General features: G+C 40.7%; 19 protein-coding genes. All 19 read right to left on the reverse strand.

The annotated features are described in order from the left end of the window. Positions 1-11: 11 nt before the first annotated feature. Positions 12-734 (reverse strand): IspD/TarI family cytidylyltransferase, encoded by a 723-nt coding sequence (locus tag BMY16_RS02165; RefSeq protein ID WP_091839439.1) that lies wholly within the window; start codon positions 732-734, stop codon positions 12-14. 18 nt (positions 735-752) lie between these two features. Then, a complete protein-coding gene (locus tag BMY16_RS02170; protein WP_091839441.1) occupies positions 753-1,982 on the reverse strand; it encodes a glycosyltransferase family 4 protein in 1,230 nt (409 codons plus the stop codon). Between the two features lie 6 nt (positions 1,983-1,988). Next, positions 1,989-3,113, reverse strand: coding sequence for a DegT/DnrJ/EryC1/StrS family aminotransferase (locus tag BMY16_RS02175; protein WP_091839444.1), 1,125 nt, complete (start codon positions 3,111-3,113; stop codon positions 1,989-1,991). Positions 3,114-3,120: 7 nt separating this feature from the next. Next, entirely contained in the window at positions 3,121-3,582 is a 462-nt protein-coding gene (locus BMY16_RS02180) for an acyltransferase (protein ID WP_091839447.1), read from the reverse strand. Then, positions 3,579-4,001, reverse strand: coding sequence for a sugar 3,4-ketoisomerase (locus BMY16_RS02185; RefSeq protein WP_091839449.1), 423 nt, complete (start codon positions 3,999-4,001; stop codon positions 3,579-3,581). Before BMY16_RS02185 ends, BMY16_RS02180 begins: the two co-directional genes overlap by 4 nt. Then, positions 3,988-4,398 carry a sugar 3,4-ketoisomerase gene (locus tag BMY16_RS02190; protein ID WP_091839452.1) on the reverse strand — a complete coding sequence of 137 codons (411 nt, stop codon included), beginning with the start codon at positions 4,396-4,398 and terminating at the stop codon, positions 3,988-3,990. Before BMY16_RS02190 ends, BMY16_RS02185 begins: the two co-directional genes overlap by 14 nt. Beyond that, complete coding sequence (locus BMY16_RS02195; protein WP_139207100.1) at positions 4,395-5,015, reverse strand: hypothetical protein; 621 nt, start codon at positions 5,013-5,015, stop codon at positions 4,395-4,397. Before BMY16_RS02195 ends, BMY16_RS02190 begins: the two co-directional genes overlap by 4 nt. A gap of 158 nt (positions 5,016-5,173) precedes the next feature. After that, positions 5,174-6,379 (reverse strand): glycosyltransferase family 4 protein, encoded by a 1,206-nt coding sequence (locus BMY16_RS02200; RefSeq protein ID WP_091839456.1) that lies wholly within the window; start codon positions 6,377-6,379, stop codon positions 5,174-5,176. Beyond that, a complete protein-coding gene (locus tag BMY16_RS02205; protein WP_091839458.1) occupies positions 6,372-7,514 on the reverse strand; it encodes a glycosyltransferase in 1,143 nt (380 codons plus the stop codon). Before BMY16_RS02205 ends, BMY16_RS02200 begins: the two co-directional genes overlap by 8 nt. Next, positions 7,511-8,737, reverse strand: a complete 1,227-nt coding sequence (locus BMY16_RS02210) for an O-antigen ligase family protein (RefSeq protein WP_091839461.1) — start codon at positions 8,735-8,737, stop codon at positions 7,511-7,513. Before BMY16_RS02210 ends, BMY16_RS02205 begins: the two co-directional genes overlap by 4 nt. 11 nt (positions 8,738-8,748) lie before the next feature. Next, positions 8,749-9,372, reverse strand: a complete 624-nt coding sequence (locus tag BMY16_RS02215) for an acyltransferase (RefSeq protein WP_091839464.1) — start codon at positions 9,370-9,372, stop codon at positions 8,749-8,751. A 13-nt stretch (positions 9,373-9,385) separates the two neighbouring features. Further along, a complete protein-coding gene (locus BMY16_RS02220; protein WP_091839467.1) occupies positions 9,386-10,210 on the reverse strand; it encodes a DUF4422 domain-containing protein in 825 nt (274 codons plus the stop codon). Then, positions 10,207-11,175 (reverse strand): acyltransferase, encoded by a 969-nt coding sequence (locus BMY16_RS16020; RefSeq protein ID WP_091839470.1) that lies wholly within the window; start codon positions 11,173-11,175, stop codon positions 10,207-10,209. Before BMY16_RS16020 ends, BMY16_RS02220 begins: the two co-directional genes overlap by 4 nt. Positions 11,176-11,193: 18 nt before the next feature. Further along, entirely contained in the window at positions 11,194-12,135 is a 942-nt protein-coding gene (locus tag BMY16_RS02230) for a glycosyltransferase family 2 protein (protein WP_091839473.1), read from the reverse strand. Continuing rightward, positions 12,132-13,058 (reverse strand): ATP-grasp domain-containing protein, encoded by a 927-nt coding sequence (locus tag BMY16_RS02235; RefSeq protein WP_170835973.1) that lies wholly within the window; start codon positions 13,056-13,058, stop codon positions 12,132-12,134. The genes BMY16_RS02230 and BMY16_RS02235 overlap by 4 nt, the downstream gene beginning before the upstream one ends. A gap of 15 nt (positions 13,059-13,073) precedes the next feature. Further along, on the reverse strand, positions 13,074-14,186 hold the full coding sequence (locus BMY16_RS02240; RefSeq protein ID WP_091839480.1) for a DegT/DnrJ/EryC1/StrS family aminotransferase: 1,113 nt from the start codon (positions 14,184-14,186) through the stop codon (positions 13,074-13,076). Positions 14,187-14,188: 2 nt separating this feature from the next. Next, positions 14,189-15,265 (reverse strand): hypothetical protein, encoded by a 1,077-nt coding sequence (locus BMY16_RS02245; protein ID WP_091839482.1) that lies wholly within the window; start codon positions 15,263-15,265, stop codon positions 14,189-14,191. Further along, positions 15,262-16,788 carry a lipopolysaccharide biosynthesis protein gene (locus BMY16_RS02250; RefSeq protein WP_139207101.1) on the reverse strand — a complete coding sequence of 509 codons (1,527 nt, stop codon included), beginning with the start codon at positions 16,786-16,788 and terminating at the stop codon, positions 15,262-15,264. Before BMY16_RS02250 ends, BMY16_RS02245 begins: the two co-directional genes overlap by 4 nt. Before the next feature lie 5 nt (positions 16,789-16,793). Further along, positions 16,794-17,975: a hypothetical protein gene (locus BMY16_RS02255; RefSeq protein WP_091839488.1), complete on the reverse strand. Its 1,182-nt coding sequence runs from the start codon at positions 17,973-17,975 to the stop codon at positions 16,794-16,796. Between the last annotated feature and the right edge of the window lie 2 nt (positions 17,976-17,977).

Below are 17,977 nucleotides of genomic sequence, written 5' to 3' on the forward strand. Positions count from 1 at the left end.
GTAAGTAGTCTCTATTTCAGCCATGTATCTTTATCCATTTTTAGATAGCCTTTAAACAACTCAAGGTCATCTTTGGTCGTTAGTTTAATATTCTTATCAGACCCTGCGGCAAAATGAAGGGTTTCTCCAAGTTCTACCATCATTGTATTTGTATAAGCTGAGCCATAAATACCAATCTCTTTTTCAAAAGCTTCATGATAAGCAGAATCTAATCTTCCATATTTATAAGCTTGAGGTGTAGAAACCCTACGAAGCGTTTCTCGAGGGATATATTGTTTGGTCGTGTCAGGGTCATCGGGATTGACAATAAAGATTTGTTCATTATATGGTAATGAGGTAACACCATTTCCATATTTCATGGCAGTATTTATCACATCAGTCAATACTTCTGCATCCACTAAAGGACGAATACCATCATGAACAATAATAATATCATCACCACCTGCTTTTCCTTCTAGATTATAAACACCATTACGTATGCTCTCCTGGCCTGTATGGCCTCCAGAAACAACCCATTTTAATTTTGAAATATTAAACTGATGGGCATAAGCCCACAAAACATCATGCCAACCATCTAAACAAACGACTTCAATGGCATCAATCATCGGATGCTTTTGAAAGCCTTCAAGCGTATATATCAAAACTGGTTTGTCGTAGACATTGATAAACTGCTTAGGAATATCCTGGCCCATACGATTGCCTGAACCACCAGCTATAATTAAAGCTATATTCATATACTAGAATTTTATCATTTAAATGATACTGTCTATCACCTTCAGTTCCTGTGCGGCCAGTTTTTGATAATCAAAACATGCTGCCGCCTCACGTACGCGTTGACACATCGCACGATACTCATTCACAGGCTGTTCTGCCAAGCGTCTGATCTCCTGGGCCAGCTCTGTAGGCGTATCCATATCACGCGCAACACCCAGCTGATGATCAGTGATGATATCATCGTAGGCGATATGGATATTACAAACAATCGGTTTACCGGCTGCCAGGTATTGGAACATTTTTCCCGAGCTCACCCCCATATAGCCAAACCCTCTTTCATAGGTCATAATATTGACTGATGCTTGACTTACAACCCACGCCACTTCACATAATGGAATATGCCTTTCCTTAAAATGAACATTCTTGATATGGTGTTGCTTGGTATACTGCTCCAATCGTTCCCGGTCGGAGCCATCACCATAAATAAAGAATTCATATTTCTCATCACTTTCCAACATAGCAGCAGCATCAATCAACATTTCCACATGATTGGCAAAGCTGATAGTACCCATGTAAACGATCTTATAGACATCCGGACGATTGAAATCTTCATCAGGTCGTGGATAAGCATTCTTATCTGCATCAAACTGCCTTAAATCAACACCATTATTAATATAATGTACGTGAGAAAGATCTATTTTCCCTCCTGAATCAGTCGTCCACCCTTTATTCTTCAAATAATGTTTGGCTCCAGCAAGTGTAAATACTAACTGATCGGCGTGTTCATAAATCCACCGCTCCACACGATAAAACACCTTCATGATAGGGTTTTGAGCTGATACGAGTCCGAAGTTGACGAAATTGTCAGGCCACAGATCCCATACTTCTGAGATATACTTCGCATGAAGCCTCTTGGCTGCCAGGACTATCGGGAAGTCAAATGGTGCATGGACATTATGCAAAATGACATCAGGCCGTTCAAACGTTTTGCAATGGCAGAAGATCCGCCATGCAAACATCCATATAGAGAACATTCTTCTGAGTCCATTACCTTCATAATGGGGAGCCTTGACATGTACATATTGATACTCCCCATATTTCCGCCTAGTGAAAAGAGACGTCTCCGGACCAGACTGATGGTCTGCGTTAAAGGTCATGACCTCATAACCCGCCTGACGGAAATAATGAGCGAACTGCACATACCGGGGGTTGGAGGCATCTGCAGGTGTTCCTGTATAGTAATTGACTATCCAGATTCTCTTACCCATTACTTATTACTTAAATGCATTGACCAGTCTGACAACCTCTGCCACCTCCTCCAGGGTGATGGCAGGGCCGATGGGCAGACTCAGCTCCTCATCAGCCAGGCGTTCGGTGATGGGCAGACTCAACTGAGGCGTATTCCACCCTTCCTTAGCATAGCACTCCTGCTTATGTGGGGCGATGGGATAATGGCAGACCGTACCCACCCCATTCCGGTCCAGGTAGTCGTGCAGGGCATCGCGCCGGCCATCACCCACCAGGATGGGGAACAGATGATAGGCGTTCTGCTCATCGGGAAGGAGATCAGGAAGCGTTACCAGAGGATTGTTGAGGTGCTCGTAATAATAATGGGCCACCTCCTTACGATGCAGGTTATCAGTCACCAGATACTTCAACTTCACATCCAGAACGGCCGCCTGGATCTCGTCGAGACGACTGTTACGCCCCGCGTACTTGAAGACATATTTCTTTTGAGAACCGTAGTTGGCCAGGGCACGGACAGCTGCAGCCAGTTCAGGATCGTTTGTGGTGACAGCGCCACCATCGCCCAGAGCACCGAGGTTCTTGCCGGGATAGAAGCTGTGACCAGCTGCATCGCCGATAGAACCAGTCATCCGACCATCGGTATACTGGCATCCATGGGCCTGTGCATTGTCTTCGACCAGCTTGAGGTTGTATTTCTTACAGAGCTGGTCTATCTTCTCAGTATAGGCGATACGGCCATACAGGTGGACAATGGCGATAGCCTTGGTCCGGGGTGTGATGAGCCCTTCGATGCGCTCATCATCTATCTCCAACGTGTTGGCCTTCGGTTCACAGAGAACGGGTATCAACCCATTCTCCGTGATCGCCAGAATCGTGGCGATATAGGTGTTGGCCGGAACGATGACCTCATCGCCCGGTTGCATGACGCCCATCTCGATATAGGCGCGGAAGATCCAGATGAGCGCATCAAGGCCATTGGCGCAACCGATGGTATACTTGGTTCCGATAAACACGGAGTAGTTGGTTTCAAACTGTTCATTCTCCTTGCCCTGGAGGTACCACCCCCCATTGACGACCCTTGAGACAGCCTCATTGATCTCCTCACCATGAAGGGCTGTGACGTCTTTTAATGATAAAAAAGGTATCTTCATTTTTCAATTATTTTAACTCTATTTTTCTAGAAAACCTGGCAGGATTGCCTATCCACAGCTCGCCTGCCGGCACATCCTTGGTCACCACCGAGCCAGCCCCGATCATAGCCCCTTCGCCAATGGTCAGCCCAGGAAGGATGACAGCCCCGGCTCCTATAGAGGCACCCTTGCACACCTTGGTACGCAACAACTTCCAGTCTTCGTTTTTGGATTTGGGATACATATCATTCGTAAAGGTGACATTTGAACCCACCATCACATCATCCTCCAAGGTGATGCCATCCCAGACCTGGACACCACATTTGATGGTGACATTATTACCAATGACCACATCGTTCTCGATGAAGCAATGGGAACAGATATTACAATTCTCCCCTATCTGAGCATGCGGGAGGACCACACAGAACTGCCAGATGTTGGTACTCTCCGGCACGTTCGGGTTCATACAGTCGGCTAATGGGTGTATCATAATTGTTGGCGGAAACTCATAAACTCGTCATAATCCCTGATATAATCCTCGGGCTGATAGACCTCTGAGGCCAGAACCATACAGACGGCACCGGAAGAGAAATCGTCGAGGTCACGCCAGATGCCCGGCTTGACAAGCAGGCCCTGGTAGGGGCGGTTCAAGACAAAAGCCCTTTTGGCAGTGCCATCGTCGAGCACCACCCTGAAGCTGCCACTGGCAGCCACGATCAGCTGGCTCAGTTCACGATGGGCATGGGAGCCACGGCTCTCACCCCCAGGGACATCATATAAATAATAGACGCGCTTGATATCGAAAGGCACGGTAACGCCATTCTGAACCACCGTGAGGTTACCCTTGCGGTCGCTATGGTGTTTGTTCAAGTCCAACACCGAACAGTCGTTGACACTATATTTCTCCATTCCTCTTCAGTTTTAGGAACTCATCATAATCACGGATATAGTCGTGGGCATCGTAATCGGTAGAAGACAAGATCAGTGCCAGAGAATTGGTAGAGAAGTTCTCCATCTCACGCCATAAGCCCTTGGGGACATACAGGCCATGGTAAGAGCGGTTCAAGGAAAAGACCTTCCTCTCCGTCCCATCATTCAATACCACATCGAAACTACCTGATAAAGAGATGATAAACTCCTCATTATTCCGATAAGCATGGCCACCCCGGCACTCGCCTCCAGGAACATCATAAATCCAATAAGCCCGTTTGATGACAAACGGGATATGCTTCTCCTGTTCTATAAAAGACAGGTTCCCCCGTGCATCCAGGAACTTGGGGAGATTGATAATCTGTGGTCCGTTCATAATTTCATATATAGCCCCCGGTAAAGACGGCTGATTTCTTCTTTCATATTCACCCGTACTGGAGAATTCCACTGTCGGGGATGCGTTAACAATTCCAACACAGGCTCTCCCCGTTGTATGGCAGCAATAGCATTATCCGTAAATCGCCCCATTTCCTTCTGGTCTGCAATCCGACAAGTCAGCATGCTCATTCGTTCGTCATCATACGCCTCACGGATAATACCGCATGCTGCCCTCACCCTCTCATCCATCAATATCATACTTCCAGCTTTCACTATTTCATTGACAAAATCACCATGAGCGGCCACAGTCAGACAAGGCTGGCCTGTAGTCTGCTTGAAACGATGATACTGACGAATAAAGAAATCCCGAATGTTCTCCATGTGGGACAGCATCACATCATGCGACTTGATATGATGCTTGTAACAATAGGAAGCAATCTCTTCATAATGGTAGGAAGCCTCGCCTCCTGCCTTGGCAATCTCATGCATGAGAGCAATGTTCAAGGTATTCCACCGGAAATAATAGGTACACCTGGCGCCATACTTCTGCTCAAGGACCAACATCTTACGAAGGATACCGAAATCGGCGGTATCAATGTCACGGCGCAGAATCAAATATTTCTTATCTGCTTCCCGACCTTGAGCGACAACATGCTCAAAGGACAGAATCGTATGGAACTCATAACCTGCCTCTTGAGCTGTTCGTAAGATCAGTTCATAATCAGCCTCTTTAGACGGCCTGAAGAAATCGTTATAAAAACGCTGTCTGAGATTCACTTGATAATGGAATTAATATAATGTTCTGCTACTTTCTCGTCAGTGAGTTGCTCAGCTGTCAAAATAGCATTTTCTGAAATACGTTGTCGCTCCTTGGGTGAGAGACTGTTTATCTTCTTTATTAATCCGGCAAGATCGTCTGTACTACCAGCCTCACAAAGGAAGCCATTTTCTCCATCCACTATAACTCCATCGAAGCCTTCTCGTTTCGATGCAATAACGATACAGCCACGAGACATCGCCTCTAAATAGACCAATCCATATGCTTCATATTTACTAATCATCACCATACAATCAGCCTTATCGTACTCTTCTAATATTTGATCACGAGGGATACGACCAAGGATGGAAACTTGTTGATGCAACTGACAACTATCGATCTTTCGAGCTATATCAGAGAGTAGATGACCCGCGCCAATATAGGTTAAATGAAAATCCTTTTCCGGATATGCTTGACAAAGCGCTCCTAATACCTCCTTAGGAAATTTACGTTCAATCATCTCACCAACAAATACGAAACGGCGCAAGGTACCAGAATAGTTATGCGTATTATGAGTCGTAATATAATATGGCGGAACTCCAGAATAACATATAAATGACGTTTTTTTCTGTCCTACAGCCGACTCAAACTCCTCTTGCACAGTCTTACTACGGAAACCCCATATATCAATATCTGCCATTAAATCTGACAACTTTTGACCATACACTTTTTGCATAATATTAATATCGCCATGCATAACCAAACAGGTTCTCGCTCTTGAATATCTTCTTTTCAACAAACTCAACAGCTCAATCTGAGGATTAGGGAAGTGACCTATGATGACATCAGGCTCGAAACTTCTTTTTTGATTATCCAAAAGGATCTCAGCGATTGTTTTTTTGATTGATTTACTTGGATACGCCCCATGAGGCCATCGTTTAAAAACAGGTATCCGACTAATCATCACGCCATCCATCTCATAATGTACGACCTTATTATCTCGATGCGTATAAACCACTGCACCAGTTTTAGCTGCAATGAGATTCCTGGCCAAACGAGCTAACCAATAAAAAAAGAGAGGGAAAACCGCTTGTATATGTACGACTCGGACATGATACCCACTCTTGACCCATTCACGAGCGAAAAAATGGCATACTGACGTACCTTTATTTCCTTTCGGTAGTGGATAAATGGTTGAAATAAGCAATATATTTTTACTCATAAATGGCGTGATTGAATTTCTCGATTGAATGACCTGTCAGATAATCTTCCCTTTTCATACTATATTCTGGGGTGTTATTCATCAAATAACGAAGAATCCAACATATAGAACCTTCTGACGAATCGCGTAAGAGATGTCCCAATCTCCATTTTCGTACTATTTTCCCAATGACGCCTTTTCCCACGACAATAACCGGTTTACCATAATAAACGGCATGACCAACGATACCACTACTCTGTCCTTTGGCCAAATACGGAATTAACACATAATCACACGTTTCAAACAAATCCGCCATCTTCTCAAAAGGCAAATAGCCCTCCAACAACACCAAATGGACTTTTGTATTAACTTTCTTGTACAAGAATTCGAAATCCTCTTTAATATCCTTTTTGACTTGACCTGCAAAAATAAACACCATATTCTGCAAATCACTTCTATCCATGGAATATAAAGCTCTCAAGATTCCCAAAGTATTCTTATAGCAATTCATGCTTCCAGGATGTAAAAACACTTTGTCCGATTGAGATATACCCAACTCTTCACGAATGCTACGTCCTGCATAGCCTTGCAAAGCCCCCACCGGATCAGGCATATAACGGAATTTGGTGGTATGGAAAAGGCGATTGAGATAATGTGCCGAAACAGAGTCGTTACACATGAGGACACGATGGAACACCCTGAAGCGACTCAAGAGAAAATACTTAAATGCATCCTGCCATCTCATCAGGCGAGACTCATGCTGCCACTCATATAAATAGATTCTGTAAATGATACCACAGACCCGAACACGCCTATGGAGGAATAACGGCAGAAAGGGCAGATACTCCATCAACGTGATAACCACCACATCAGTCACATGATACTGACGGACATATTTCCGGATGGTCTTAGAGTTGCGCCAGCCCTTGGACAGCAGCCCACAGTCGGACGGTACCTCGTCCTCCGGATTCATCACCAGGATTTGGATGTGTTCCGCCTCCGGCCACTCAAGTTTGGCAGAGTCGATGGTAAACCGGCTAGGGACGGCAAAGAAAAACCTGTCGGACGGCCGCTCCAGAGCACCCAGATATAGATGATGCAGATACTCTAACTGATGGCCTCCAATAGTTTGCGAATGTATCAAATAGGTTTTCATCCGTTTTCAACAGGTTGTTCTTCGGGGAAACTAAAATTGTATATATAAGTCAGTACAAACCAAAAAAGCGGCTCGTATGTATATGAACTAGAAAAAAGGAGCTCCGTGAATGCGTAAATAGCAAATGGCATCAAAAGTATTTGAGATTTGTCAAACTGTAGCATTTTCCTATATTTTCCATACGACATGACTAACATGAAAGAGAATACCGCCAAGAAGAGGAGTCCTCCCTGCAATAATATCTCCAAAATAATGTTATGTGGAAACATTTCCATTTTTCTGAGATATGCATATAGCCCATAACCGTAGACTGGTCTATCTGAGATAAAGCCAAGCGCTTCACCATATAATTCATCTCTTCCAGAGGTTGCATTACTAGTATCCATATTTTGGAAATCCACAAGAGCCGTAATTCTATTAAAATTGCCAACAAAGAAGTCCATGAGCTCGCTGTCTTCGTCAAGCATACTCCCCCCTACAACAAGAGCTAAAATCACGCCTAGCGTCGCGATAACAAATCGCTTCATTAATTTTGCGTTATGGATTAAGAGATCTATATTAAACAATAAGCCTACCAGTATTGTAACAAATGCCCCACGACCACCTGCGAAGAAAGCCATCACAATAAAATAGGGAAGAAGACATATTTTAAAAATCCTATACCATTTTTTATTGAGGAATTCAAAAGGTGACACTAAGTGACCATAACGCAAAAGAAAAACATCTACAAGGAAGCAAAAAGCTATTCTATAAGAAGCAGATTGGCTATAAAAGCTACCACCCTCCAGCTTACTTAAATATATCTCATAAATCTGAAAAAGAAAAGAAAGTGAAAAAAGAGGAAGAAAGAGATCCAGCCACTTCATCATCCCTGCCAATGTATCATATTCTTTCATATTAAGTGCAATACATAAGGCCGGTAGAGAAAAACAAATCATCATTAAATAAACAACATTTGTTTCGTATCCCTGAATATAACCATCAATGATATATATAACAAGAATTGATAACGGGAGAACCTCTTTGAGAGTAAAAACCCGTCGATTATACAAGCCACGCAAGAAATAATAAAAGCCCACAACAAGAAGCAATGCCATCATTATCTTATATTGTATTCCTGCGCCTTCTTCTTCAGTAGTTTTAACACCTATCAATGGCGCTATACTAAAATAAAAGAGTGGGCCGTTTAAAACAAATGTATTAATGATATTTCTTGTTTCCATTGACAGACAAATTATTGTGGCATATTATTGTATCTGATAATCCTGCAAGGATTACCACCTGCGACGCAATCTGCAGGTATATTCTTTGTCACGACACTTCCCGCCGCTATAATAGAGCGGGCACCAATATGTACTCCCTTCAAAATAATGCACCGGGCTCCAATCCAAACATCATCCTCTATCACCACAGGAATAGCTGGGATAGAAGGATGACACTGAACATCATGGAACCGTCTTCTACTAAGATAATTGATTGGATGGGCATCATTGTCCATGATCAGTGTATCACCACCGATATTAACATCATTACCAATGGATATCCTGTTGTCGGCCCACAGACATGACGCACTGATACCCACCCGGTCTCCAATTTCTATACAAGCATTGGAATTACCCAAATAAAAAGCTCCTCGAATATTCCGATGAATGGGATTGAAACTATCGTCAGAAAAGTATTTGAAGTCATCGCCAATCTTCACCTGACCAAAGCCACAGACATACACCTTATTATATACCTGCAGGTTTTTGCCATATTTGATTCCTATCATAGAGAGCCAAAAACGGTTGTAATGACGATAAAACACCTGTTTCAAGAATCGGGGGACACGAAACAGCAGATAACGATATCTATTCATCTCAACATAAATTTCAGATAAATATTTGGTCTGCCTTCAGACCATCTCTTAAAGCGGCCAAATCTGGAATCCCCTCGTCTTTCCAAAGACGATAAAGCCCTTTTTTGAGCATCTCATAGACAATACGTTTAAGCTTATTGCCTGCTTCTATATCTCCTACCACAGGAACCCAATCATCGTATCTGACCTTCAACCTATTGTATTTACAATAGAGGGGTAACATGATTTCAGACACATAGCCATACAGACGTCGGCAACGGGTATAGCCAGGCAGCTTCACATACTTCTCCATCTCCTGAAGAACAGCAAACTGCCAGGATGCGAAATCATCAAAAAGAGACTTCTTCATCACAAACATATTATAAGGGACGACCTTATTACCTCTTAAATATTCTAACGCCAACGGCTTATACTCCGGGAAGAGCTTGACGAAACAGAGGTAAAAGATATAGACATCCTCCGAACAAGTTGCCAGTCGCAAACGATTGGCCACACTGTTGCGTTCATAAAGCGGATGAACAAGCATGACATCATAGTGACTACCCAGCAGCTGATCCACATTCTCAGGTGTCACCTTAGTCTGGAAGTAGCGCCTATAATGACAAAGCCCTATATAATCGACATCATTCAGATTTTTCCACCCCCAATATTGGGCAGTGAGCTCACTATAAAAGGGATTCTTCTCACTGATATGGACACCAGTGTCGTCACCAATCATATCCGACATCTCATCCTTGTATCTGGAGATGGCACGTCCCACATGTATTGGCGTGTAGACCTCATCATGGTATACGGTGTCTGGCTTATGACACGCCACTAAAATTTTAACCCGACTCATATTCTTATCAACGAATTGAAGTACTTAATATGCATTAAGATATACGATATCAGTATAGATATCAACACCACTATGGGCCAACTGACTGGTCTTGTCAACATTCCGACAGAAGGCTGAACCATGTTAAACACAGGATTGATCAGGAAGATGTGAATCGTAAAAACTGGCAAGAACAAACTGGACAGTTCTGAGATGACTCTCCTGACAGGCTCGTGTTCATAATTGAACTGCGATATATATATAAAGATAGTAATACAGCATACCATCACGACAAAAGAAGAATAGAAAAATTCACACCTGACATCATTCATATATGGAGTCAATAGGAATTGGAACATACCATTTATTCCCACAACAAAAAGAACAAACCATAGCTTGACAGATGGCAGCCTATCCATAAAAGACTTCATGACACCTCCCATTAAACAATAAAAGATCCATGTGTATAGCCTATAGACTTGGGGAATTCCTGCTTCAAAAGGACGGCCTTCGTTTTTCAACAAGTTTAAAAGAAAAACAACTTGTAAAAAGAAAAATAAGACTGACACAACAAGAAAGTTACAACTCTTTTTTATTTTAAACAAAGGAAGTATCATATAAACCAGCAGCAAGGAGCCGAAGAACCAGAAATGCCAGAAAGGCGGCTCACCCAATATTGATATACTGGATATAAAGGAATTAAAATTAAAAGACTTATATGAAATGCCTACAATCAGCCAATAAACCAAGTTGGCTATCACAACATACTTTAAGACATGGAATATCTTCCACATGATGTATTTCCATGAATAATCTCTATCGTACATCAAAAAGCCTGTTGACATGAAAAATAATGGAATTGACATACTACAAGTTGCATATATCAAGGGAACGCCTGCGGTGGTATGTAATCCCACGACACCAATCATCGCAACTATTTTAATAACGTCAATGAATTGGATTCTTTCGGTAGTCTTATTTCCCATCCTTGATCATCTGTGTTATTAGAACCTGCGAGTCATTCTATACTTCATATACCAACCTCCAATCATTAGTACCGAGAGAAGCCTCTTCATAGTTTTTTTAGACAACGTACAAAAAAATAAATCTACCCTATTTTTGAATGTCTTTGAAGAATTAATCTTTCCTAATACAATAGAAGACCTGTCATCAATCACCTGTTTAGAATACAAATCCGACGAAGCTACTCCACAATGTTCTCCAGAGCCATCATGGCCCATATTCTTGCTCATCGAAATAGCGGGTGCTAACTCATATCTGTCTTCCACTATATTAATGATACAACGTGCTACATCATTCCATACCACTTGATCTTGTGCCATTCGCATCAACAATCTCAAGTCAGAAGCATTCGTTATAAAGACTTTCCAAGAGAGGCGCCAAGAACCCAAAACTTTTCTAAAAAAATCCATGGTCATTTTTGACTCCAACTCTTTGTCTTTATCAAACCATCTCCCTACCCCCCAAGCCGAGCAAACAGGTCTATAGAAGAAATCGCAACCATTTTGATCATATAACTCTACAAAATTGTATCCAGAAATACTTGTAACACGGGGGTTTCCAGAAAACTTATCCAATCCAAGATTTACATACTCCAAAAAATTAGGAGAAAAAATATTATCGTCTTCCGTCAGAATATATGCTTTATAATACCGAGATACATAAGATTTTAAAAATGAGCAGTTCTTCTCAGAACCCAAGTTTTCTTCTTGTTCAAAAACAGTAACTGTCTTAAAACCGTTTATTGTTGGTAAATACTCTTTTATCTTATTATAACCATCTCGGTATTCCTCAGTTGGAGGATAGTCCAGACTAATATATAGAGGTGTATTTTCTGCTCCTTTACATCTTGCAAGCGAATCAATGCAATCTTTTAGATGTTCATATCTATTGAGAGTCGGAATGATGATTGGATAATAATTCATGAAAACACCTCTTCGTACTTTTTAATGATAATCCTTTCTTCAATATCAATACACGAATCAATTTCGTCACCAGTGAAGCATCTCATATGATTAGTTACCATATCATAACCAGACTTTTCAGAAAAAGCAATTCCTGCAGAGAAACGAGGATTAATATCAATAAGATAATAGTTATTTCGACAGAAAATAAACTCCATATTTACACAACCGTTAATATTGAGACTTTTTCCTATATGCCTAACAAGACTGATTAGCTTAGGATCATTGCACGTCCTGATTGTAAGTCCTGCGCCATTTGATGTACGTAATAATTCCTGGCGAGGAACACATGCATCACAACCACTGGCAGAGGTCCTAACATAATCTACCGTAAATATTTCTCCATGCAACTGCTCTTGTACAATATAATCCCTCTTATCTATAATCGCCAAAACTTGTTCTTTAGAAGCATTTCTCAATAATCCCTCACTACTTCTTCCATGACATGGTTTCGCGACACATGGATATCTAAAGGTATCTGGTATTTTTGTTGCCAAATGCGTCTCAATAGTTGGCACTAACTCATCATTCCTAAAGAAAGCATATAATTCATATTTATCTCGTACAACGCTTAGCACTTGTGAGGATTGCATACATAACTGTATCTTTTCCTTAACAAAACCATCTCTATGACGATTAATGACGTCTATCTCCAAATCTGTCAGAGGTAAAAGGGCATCAAGATGGTTCTCTGAACAGGTTTTTAATAAAAAAGAAATGTATTCATCTTCGCATCTAGTGGATGGTGCTTGATAAAACATGTCACAGAGTTTTGACTCCAAATGCCACTCCTTGGGATAGATGTCACATCCCACTACATAATAGCCGTCTTCTTTTAATCTCTTAATCGTACACTCGGCAGACATGGAGCCTATAGCAGTCACAAGTATTCGCATGGTCTATCTTTTTATGCAATTGAGTACACGATCTATATCTTGATCAGTTAAAACATGATGGATTGGCAAACATATAACCTCTTCTGCCATCTTAGTAGCCACAGGCAGATTTTCACGGGAGGCACTTGGTAAACTGCGATATGTCGAGAATTCGGAAATCAAAGGATAAAAATATCTTCTCCCATAAACGCCCTGCTTTTGCATTTTAAAGTAAAGATCGTCACGAGTCATACCATACCTCTCTGCATCTACAAATATTGGGAAATAGCCATAATTATGTCTTACACCTACCATGTCGTTCCAATAAGTAATACCATCTACATCTTTCAATTCCTGGCGATATCTGATTGCAACCTGATGACGAGCCTCAATGGCCTTATCAACCTGTCTTAGATTCAATAGGCCATAAGCACTCCGAATCTCATCCATCTTCGAGTTAATACCAGGAGCGACAACTTCTGTCTCACCAGCAAAACCGAAATTCTTCAAATAATCTATACGCTGCTTCATCTTTGCGTCATGCATCACCATTGCTCCTCCTTCAATCGTATTATAGACCTTTGTGGCATGGAAACTAAGGGTTGAAAGATCTCCTGCGTTCAATATACTCTCACCATTAACTTCTACACCAAAAGCATGAGCGGCATCATAAATGACCTTAAGACCATATTTATCGGCAATATCTTGGATACTCTTAACATCGCATGGTTTTCCATAAACATGGACAGGCATAATAGCCGTAGTCTTGGGTGTAATAGCTGCTTCTATTTTATTGGGATCAATACAACCTGTTTTTTCATCAATATCAACAAATACAGGTTTAATTCCATTCCACCACAAAGCATGAGTTGTTGCAACAAAACTATAGGGCGTCGTAATCACCTCGCCTGTAATACGCAATGCTTGCAAAGCAGTTATTAGCGGCAGCGTGCCATTTGTAAACAAACTAACATACGGAACCTTCAGATAATCAACAAGAGCACTTTCCAGTTGCTGATGAAAGCTTCCATTGTTGGTAATCCATCGGCTTTTCCATATTTCCTGTAGCATCTCGTTAAAATCTCCCAAATCTGGTAATAACGGAGAGGTTACAGTTATTTTTTCATTTGTTTCCATCTTCAAAAAATCTTTTTCCTATCTTTTCCTAATGTCTTATAAAGATAAAAGGGGTATAATGATTCTGGCAACATGGATTCTATTTTCTTAATATCGTCCTTATAATCATCATAAAGATTAAATAGTTGCGTATTATTAATTGACTGCTGAGGACTGAAGAATTCAAATTTGCGAGCATGGTTCTTTATACCGACAAAAGCCTCTACCTTCTTCTTCGTTTGTTCATACTGATAGATGATATCCTCATAATTGATACTTAAGACAGAATCATCATCTTGTAGTTTCGTATCTTGAATGATCTGTTTATAATACAATATAAAGTCATCAACATTCTCCACAGGTATGGGAATTTCAGAATGATATGTTTGTTTTGCCAGAAGATACATATCTCGTGGATCTCGTCGAACAATCATACATTTAATGGGCTCATTCACATATTTAAAAAACAACTTTGGGCAATCTGGAGGGAACAACTGGTCCGTAACCAAAGGATATGACCTATCACTCCTAGAAAAGGACAGCAACTCATCCATGAACTGCTGAGTTCGTTCCAAAAAATGATCCGGATTGTAGGAGACTGCAATCGTATTCATATTGGGATGAGTTAGGAATGTTGACAAATCACAATGAAAGAGGTTCTTTATATAATGGTTTCCCAACAACAGTTTAATAATGTGATTATAGCGCGATAAGATCCTCTCTTTCAGGTCTGGAAACATGATTTCCTCAAAAGTACGTCCTTTAAAACGGAACTGAACTAAATCATCAATATAACGTTTACATATTTGATAATATTTCCCATTGAATTGCTCATCATAATGAAGAAAAGGAGTACGGTTCTGCGCATCTACCAGACGAAGAAAACGTTTTATTGCCGTACTGGAATCACCACAACGACAGTGTTTAAAACATAATTTATGTTCCAGATCATAAATGCCATCCGCTTCCCATAGAATAGTAAACTCCCAATCATGTTTTTTCCAGTCCACCGCTAAAAACCTAAGGTCATCATACTCTCTAAGCATATCTTCAAGAGCGCCTGCACCAGACCATCCAAAACCTGTAACATCAACTATCATCTCAGAAATCTGTTTCGTAAAACATTTTTGACGTATATCTTTTCTGACTTATCCAAGCCTGCATAATAAATAACCATCAGAATGGAAAAGAATGACAGGATTGTTATCACCACAATAAATAACAGAGGATTCATATTGTCATGAAAAGAATGATGCGTAGCCCATAAGGGAACAAGCATTGAAACGAAAATAACAATAGAGGGGCGAAAGACGACTTTCGAGAAATAATCAGAAATTGGTAAATGAAGATATTTATGTGCAAAAAAAACACGATTAAAATGGCAAGCAATTCCACATATTATCATGATGATAAATACAGATTGTGGTCCATACCCTAGTTTCAAGGCAACATAAGACAACGGAAAATTCATCACAAGAATTGTACCACCTATAATCTCAGGATATTTAATCTTTCCTCTTGCTCTTACTGCCATATTCAGAGGGTTTGCACCGGACTCAACAAGATTAAATATCAGTACAAGTTGCAAAAAAATGGTTGTATAATCAGGAACTTCTACAAGCCAGATCCCCAGTATCTCATCCATACAAAGCATGATGGGTAAAGAAAAAAACCAAAGCAGATACAACGAGAAACGCGAACTATTATATATAAGCAAAAACAATCTACTATCGTTTCCTACAGCATAGGACTTAGTAATCTGAGGAGATACTGCCGACTGAAAATTATTACTAAAACCACTAACTGCACTGGAGACCCTTAATGCGACCCCACGAGCTGCATTTACAACTGGAGAGAAGAAAACATTAAGCATCATATTTTGTGCAGAAGTATTAATGATATAAGATATGTGTCCTAACAATCCCCAAGACGCAAAGATAGTCATTTCCTTATAAAGGGCATCAAAGCGATAAAACCTAAAAGAACATTCCTCAAAATGGCTTTTACAATAGATAACATAAACCCCTGTAACAACTACTTGTGCTACTACTATCAAAAAAGAATAGAAAACGAGTCGATCAAAACTGACAACAGATATAATATATGCAATAAGTAATTTAAAAATAACATCAATGATAGAGATATATGCAAATGTACCCATACGCTCTCTGGAAATAACCAAAGCATCAAAAGGGACAGTTATAATGGTAATAAATGCAGCTATCAATGACAACTGGAATGACCAAAAGACTGCTAACTCACGACCTGCGGGGATAACCATCTCATGATATATAAACCACAAGCCAAAGACTTCACATATGACTACAATTCCTATTCCTATCAAAGAATGGATAACAAGACTAACATTAAAAATCTTATGTAATTGTAGAGTATCGTTACGACCTACCGCTATGGATAGATAACGTTGGGTAGAAGAATACATCGCTGTGTTTAAAAAAGAAAACATGGCAGCAACACTCCCCACAACATTGTACAATCCAAAATCAGATATCCCCAGATTCTTAAGTATGATTCTGCTTGTATAGAGTGATATGATCATCACCACAAGCATCCTCATATATAATAATAAGGTATTTTTTGTAAGTCGTGAATTATCACTCATTTGTCTCAGCCGACAATATTTGGTTTAATTATTTTCTCAATCAACAGGTTAGCTACATCCCAAGCTTCTCTCAGATGAACTTTCTGGGGCAATACTACATTAAAGCGACTTTTTACTTTACTGATTAATTCATCAGTGTAAATCAAATAACCATCCTCAACGTTCTTAATGCCATCACAATATATCGAATTTCTGTTCACCTGTTCCATCTCCTCCAAAGAATAACCAGAATAGAAATTGCCCTTAACCTCTTCTCCTCTTCCATCAATGAGGTAAGGATAGCCACCAATACGACCTTCAACTCCAGGTGTATGGATCTTTATGACCTTTTTTTCTCGAATAGCGCTGAGAATGCCATAGACGATATCAAAGTTGCTGGAAGCATTCATCATGTTACGCTTCTGGTCGGTTGGCATTGGAATTCCACAAGCCTTATAGACTTCCTCATGATTAACATCCAACTCCTTGCCCTGATACTTGATGCTAAGCAGCAGTTTTACACCTTCCGTATGACCTTCCTTACTGATAACTACGTCATGGAAATGACTGGCAACAAGTGTAATATCGATATCATTCAGGTTCTCGATACCATATTTCTCCGCTACGTAAAATTTCATACGAGGAATAAGGTGATTCAGATTGCCACTGCCAAAATCAAAATAGGCCATGCCTACACTCTTCAACCATGGAATAACAGCATCTGAATAAGAGGTGTTAATGCTGATAGCATTGCAGCCAACGTTCTCATAAGCCTCCATGATGTTCTTCCCCAGAAGAACTGACATCGGTGTCCATATACCATAAGCTCTAAGATTTGACCAAGATATTGTTCCATACTTCAAACCAGCAAACAAGCGACTGCTATTCACAATAATGTCGGGCTGGATCCGGCGCAGGACAGCCTCGATTGACTTAACGTCCCTGAAATCACAATTGCCCTCAACCACTATCTCACTGCACATCTGCCGGCGAATAGTTGCTGCAGTACGGATGATATTTACATCCTTCTGCATCTTCTCTGCATTACGACCGACTACAACCAGACGAAGCTGTGGATCATGCAAAGATATGAGATAATCAAGCAGATAACAACCCACACTGCCCAATCCAAATATTGCAATTGTTATAATTTCATTATCCTCAATCTTTTGTTTAATCAGATTGAGTTTTTCATTAATTAATTTCATTT

The organism is Prevotella sp. ne3005, from assembly GCF_900110085.1.
Classification (GTDB): Bacteria; Bacteroidota; Bacteroidia; order Bacteroidales; family Bacteroidaceae; genus Prevotella.

Bases quoted from the DNA above. Each gene is read 5' to 3' on its own strand.
- BMY16_RS02190 (WP_091839452.1), bottom strand. From the start codon at position 4,398: ATGAACGGACCACAGATTATCAATCTCCCCAAGTTCCTGGATGCACGG.
- BMY16_RS02175 (WP_091839444.1), bottom strand. From the start codon at position 3,113: ATGAAGATACCTTTTTTATCATTAAAAGACGTCACAGCCCTTCATGGT.
- BMY16_RS02205 (WP_091839458.1), bottom strand. From the start codon at position 7,514: ATGAAAACCTATTTGATACATTCGCAAACTATTGGAGGCCATCAGTTA.
- BMY16_RS02255 (WP_091839488.1), bottom strand. From the start codon at position 17,975: ATGAAATTAATTAATGAAAAACTCAATCTGATTAAACAAAAGATTGAG.
- BMY16_RS02230 (WP_091839473.1), bottom strand. From the start codon at position 12,135: ATGAATTATTATCCAATCATCATTCCGACTCTCAATAGATATGAACAT.
- BMY16_RS16020 (WP_091839470.1), bottom strand. From the start codon at position 11,175: ATGGGAAATAAGACTACCGAAAGAATCCAATTCATTGACGTTATTAAA.
- BMY16_RS02165 (WP_091839439.1), bottom strand. From the start codon at position 734: ATGAATATAGCTTTAATTATAGCTGGTGGTTCAGGCAATCGTATGGGC.
- BMY16_RS02220 (WP_091839467.1), bottom strand. From the start codon at position 10,210: ATGAGTCGGGTTAAAATTTTAGTGGCGTGTCATAAGCCAGACACCGTA.
- BMY16_RS02240 (WP_091839480.1), bottom strand. From the start codon at position 14,186: ATGGAAACAAATGAAAAAATAACTGTAACCTCTCCGTTATTACCAGAT.
- BMY16_RS02200 (WP_091839456.1), bottom strand. From the start codon at position 6,379: ATGAGTAAAAATATATTGCTTATTTCAACCATTTATCCACTACCGAAA.
- BMY16_RS02170 (WP_091839441.1), bottom strand. From the start codon at position 1,982: ATGGGTAAGAGAATCTGGATAGTCAATTACTATACAGGAACACCTGCA.
- BMY16_RS02185 (WP_091839449.1), bottom strand. From the start codon at position 4,001: ATGGAGAAATATAGTGTCAACGACTGTTCGGTGTTGGACTTGAACAAA.
- BMY16_RS02180 (WP_091839447.1), bottom strand. From the start codon at position 3,582: ATGATACACCCATTAGCCGACTGTATGAACCCGAACGTGCCGGAGAGT.
- BMY16_RS02250 (WP_139207101.1), bottom strand. From the start codon at position 16,788: ATGAGTGATAATTCACGACTTACAAAAAATACCTTATTATTATATATG.
- BMY16_RS02245 (WP_091839482.1), bottom strand. From the start codon at position 15,265: ATGATAGTTGATGTTACAGGTTTTGGATGGTCTGGTGCAGGCGCTCTT.
- BMY16_RS02215 (WP_091839464.1), bottom strand. From the start codon at position 9,372: ATGAATAGATATCGTTATCTGCTGTTTCGTGTCCCCCGATTCTTGAAA.
- BMY16_RS02210 (WP_091839461.1), bottom strand. From the start codon at position 8,737: ATGGAAACAAGAAATATCATTAATACATTTGTTTTAAACGGCCCACTC.